This is a genomic window from Borrelia crocidurae (assembly GCF_000825665.2).
Lineage (GTDB): Bacteria > Spirochaetota > Spirochaetia > Borreliales > Borreliaceae > Borrelia > Borrelia duttonii.
The window spans coordinates 480,344-480,867 of sequence record NZ_LN609267.1 but is presented as its reverse complement, the minus strand read 5'-3'; the positions used below and the strand labels follow the sequence as shown (position 1 = coordinate 480,867).

The 524-nt window shown below is 26.3% G+C and carries 1 protein-coding gene; it reads right to left on the bottom strand.

What is annotated here, in order from left to right; all coding sequences use genetic code 11:
* Positions 1-487, bottom strand: a 487-nt coding sequence (locus BN1173_RS04580) for a DNA polymerase III subunit delta (protein ID WP_425456538.1), incomplete at its 3' end; no start/stop codon positions are given.
* Positions 488-524: the final 37 nt, after the last annotated feature.

Here is a 524-nt window from a genome sequence, read left to right as displayed (position 1 = left end):
TAAATTTAATATCCAAGACTGAATAATTACAAAGCCCTATTTTATAAGTTTTCTCTAGTGAAAAAAATATCTTATGCTTTTTCAAAATAGATGAAATGTTATTTGTATTTTCACAATCTATTTTAATTTTTAAAAATTTTTTAAACTGCCATCCAAGGCTCATAATAATACCAACAAGCTCTTCCCCCTGTTCCAAAATGGCCTTCACTTTAACTAAAGCACGTTCCATATCTTTCTTTAAAATTGACTCAAATAAAGAAAAAACATTCTCAAGACGCACAAAACTAAGCCAAGCAGTGACATCATCCTCATCAATAGTTTTATCTTTAATCAAAAGAGCAAAAGAATTTATATAAGATTGTAAAATCTTAGTATCTGCATCTAACATAAAAAGCATTAAATTTATTGCTTTATCTGTAATTTTAATTCCAAGTTGAAAAAAACTTTTCTTTACAAATGAAAACTTGTCATCTTTCAGACACCACATTTAAAATTTTTTTAATTCCTTCACTAAGAAACTTAAC